Annotated in this window: 2 protein-coding genes and 1 tRNA gene; 2 read left to right on the top strand and 1 reads right to left on the bottom strand. The window is 68.0% G+C overall.

Features of this window, described 5'->3' with window-relative positions:
• Positions 1 to 53: 53 nt before the first annotated feature.
• Positions 54 to 126 (top strand) — tRNA-Thr (locus WA805_RS28155).
• 85 nt (positions 127 to 211) lie between these two features.
• Here WA805_RS28155 and WA805_RS28150 read toward each other — a convergent pair.
• On the bottom strand, positions 212 to 1513 hold the full coding sequence (locus WA805_RS28150) for an MFS transporter (protein ID WP_424563093.1): 1302 nt from the start codon (positions 1511 to 1513) through the stop codon (positions 212 to 214).
• A 172-nt stretch (positions 1514 to 1685) separates the two neighbouring features.
• Between WA805_RS28150 and WA805_RS28145 the strand changes: the two genes are divergently transcribed.
• The gene (locus tag WA805_RS28145; protein WP_425243836.1) at positions 1686 to 2723 is read left to right on the top strand and encodes a CehA/McbA family metallohydrolase; all 1038 of its coding nucleotides are present in this window, start codon (positions 1686 to 1688) and stop codon (positions 2721 to 2723) included.
• Positions 2724 to 3084 lie beyond the last annotated feature (361 nt).

Below are 3084 nucleotides of genomic sequence, written 5' to 3'. Positions count from 1 at the left end.
CGCCTTGTACGAGATCGCCACGGCGCGGTCTCGGCTAGCATGACTAGCAGCCGGCCGGTGTAGCTCAGCAGGCAGAGCGTCCGCCTTGTAAGCGGCAGGTCAGCGGTTCGAATCCGCTCACCGGCTCTAGGATTCCGAACGATCATCCCGACTTCGTGCCTTCCGCGTGCCAGATCGGCCCGGTACAGCCGCAAGGCCGGTTGTAGGATCGTCACTCTGTCGCGCGCGCGACTTCGGCGTCCACAGCACCGGGAGTACCGGCCGACGCGGCCTCCGCCAGGTAGCGGTCACCATGCCGGACCGGGCTGAAGGCGAACGACAGCGCGATCAGCGCGATCAAGATCCCTGAGGCCGCGTAGACGTCGGCGACACTGCCGGTCAAGCGGATGGCGGCCGCGCCCGCCAGCGCGCCGAGCGGGATCGCCGACCAGGCGAGCACGCTGGCGACGCTGATGACCCGCCCGTACAGGCGGCTCGGCACGATGGCCTGACGCAGCGCCCCGGTGTTGATGTTCAGCAGGAGGCCGAAACCCGACGACGCGGCCCACAGGACCAGCGCGGCCGGGTACGAGCCGAGCAGGGCCATCACAGTGACCGTGAGCCCGCTGATCACGAGCGCGCCCAGGGCGGTAACCGCGAACGACAGCCGCCGCCGGATCGGCGCCGCGGCGGCGGCGACGATCACGATGCCCGCGGCGCCGGCCGCGAACAGCAAGGCTACCTGCGTGTCACTGGCGCCGAGGGTCTGCTTGGCGAACAGGACGAGCTGGGCGATCGGCGTGGCCGCAACGAAGTTGATCAGGGCCATCATGATGGAGATGCTGCGCAGCACCGGATGGGACCAGACGAAGCGCAGGCCCTCCCGGACATCCTCGAACAGGCCCGTCCCGCCAGCCGCGCGGCGCGCGGGCGGCGGCTCGGAGTTGAAACTGCGCCTGATGGCGGCGAGGCACGCGGCGGAGACCAGGAAGCTGGCCGCGTCGAAGAACAGCAGGCTGGCCGGTGACATGAACGTGACCAGAACCCCGGCGAGAATCGGTCCGACGATCTGGCCCGCCGAGTTCGTCGCCATGATCCGCCCGTTGGCGGCCACGAGGTCGTCCTTCCCGACCAGGCTCGGAATCGCCGCGAACTCGCCGCAGTTGAACAGGATCCCCAGGGCGGACTGGACGAACGCCACCGCGTAGATATCAGCCACCACAAGCTCGCCGGACAGTGCGAGCACCGGCAGGACCACGATCACCGCGGCGCGGGCGACATCCGTCCATAGCATCATCCGCCTGCGGTCCAGCCGGTCCACGAGGGCGCCGAGCACCAGCCCAAACAGCAGGTAAGGCAGCAAGTTGGCGGCGGTCGAGAGCGCGAGGTCGGTGGCGGAACCGGTCAGCTTGAACACCAGCAGCGGAAAAGCGAACGACGTGAACGAACTGCCCACCTGAGAGATGAGCTGCCCACCGAAGTAGAGCCAGAAATCGCGCCCGAGCGTGCGTTGACGCCCCCGCGGCTGGATCACAAGCAGACGGTAGTGAGCACCTTAGGCGACGTCAAACGCCCGGGCCAGGGCCGCCTGTGTCGCGGATCAGTTGGCGGATCCCCGCGCCATGATCCCGTGCCTAGCTTCACTTGATGTGCGACGGATCGGCTCCGCTTGATGTGCGACAGCCCTAGAGGCCAGTCTTGATGACGTGGACGGCGGCGCGGTTAGCGAGGCAAAGACGAAGCCTAACTACGTCCCGGAGCCGCAGTTCCCGCCGGTGCGCGCAGCTGGTCGAGGGCGCGGTTGGTACCGGGGTGACTGCCATGTTCATTCCGCCCGCTCGCTGGGCGGTGAGCTGACGCCGGGGCAGCTTGCGGCTGCGGCGCGAAGGAGCGGGCTGGACTTCATCGCCATCACCGAGCACAACACTGCCGACACGCACGGCGCGTGGGGGCAGCTAGCCGGGGACGACCTGCTAGTGATTCTGGGCCAGGAGGCCACCACCCGGACCGGGCACTGGCTGGCCCTAGGCCTGGACCCCGGACAGGTGGTCGAGTGGCGGTACGACGTCTGTGACGATCTGATCGATCGGTACGTAAGCCAGGTCCACCAGGCGGACGGGCTGTGCGTGGTCGCTCACCCGCACGCCCCCTATCCGGGCGGGGTTTTCATGTACCCGTTCGACGGCTTCGACGCGGTTGAGGTGTGGAACGGCCTGTGGAGGTCGGACCGGCCCTGGAACGCGGACAACCACGTGGCGGTGGCCGAATGGGGGCGCACGCTGGCCGCTGGCATCCACGCGGGGCACTGGCTGCCCGCGATCGGCAACAGCGACACCCACCTGCACGGTCAGATTGCCGTCCCGCACACCGTCGTGCTGGCCGACGAGCTGAGCACCAGCGCAGTCCTGGCCGGAATCCGGGCAGGACACAGCTGGATCGCCGGATCAGCCGCCGTCAGCCTGTCGCTGCACGTCCTGGCCGGTGACCGCAGCGCTGGAATCGGCGAGCAGCTGAGCACCGAAGGCGAACCTGTCGTGGTCCGGGCTATGGTCAGCGGCGTGCCGTCTGGCACGGTCAGCTTCCACACTGACCGCGGCACAGTTCACCAGGCGCCACTGCCCGGTGACGGGCCGGGCAGCATCGAATGGCGCACCACCGCTGAGGAGGCAGCATTCGTCAGAGTCGAGATACGCCGACCAGGACAGGACATGGCGGCACTCACCAACCCCGTGATTCTGTACTGAAACCCGAAACTGTGCTGCGCCCCGAAAGCTCCGGGAGTGTCGCACATCAAGCGGAGCCTGACATGAGCCATGAGCCATGAGCCATGAGCCATGATCCCTGTCCATGATCCCAAGTTGTGACAAGTTTCTTTACGGTTTCAAGAGCGCGCCCCTCCGGGGCACGCCGCGCCTCGCGGCGTGTGGCTGTAGTCGCAGAATTGCAAGCATTGGCGGGAACGTAGCAGCGGAACGCGCTTAGCCCACCGGTACGCCAGTAGTGCCGGGCACTGCTCTCCGCTGGGCGGCGCTGACGCCGCGCGCTCTCGCTTGGGGCTTCGCGCGCGGCGAGCGCCGCCCGCGTCAGCGCCCCCCGCTCCTGTCT

Source organism: Trebonia sp., assembly GCF_049794275.1.
Lineage (GTDB): Bacteria > Actinomycetota > Actinomycetes > Streptosporangiales > Streptosporangiaceae > Trebonia.
The sequence above is the reverse complement of the archived record's forward strand: the minus strand, read 5'-3'. Positions and strand labels throughout refer to the sequence as shown.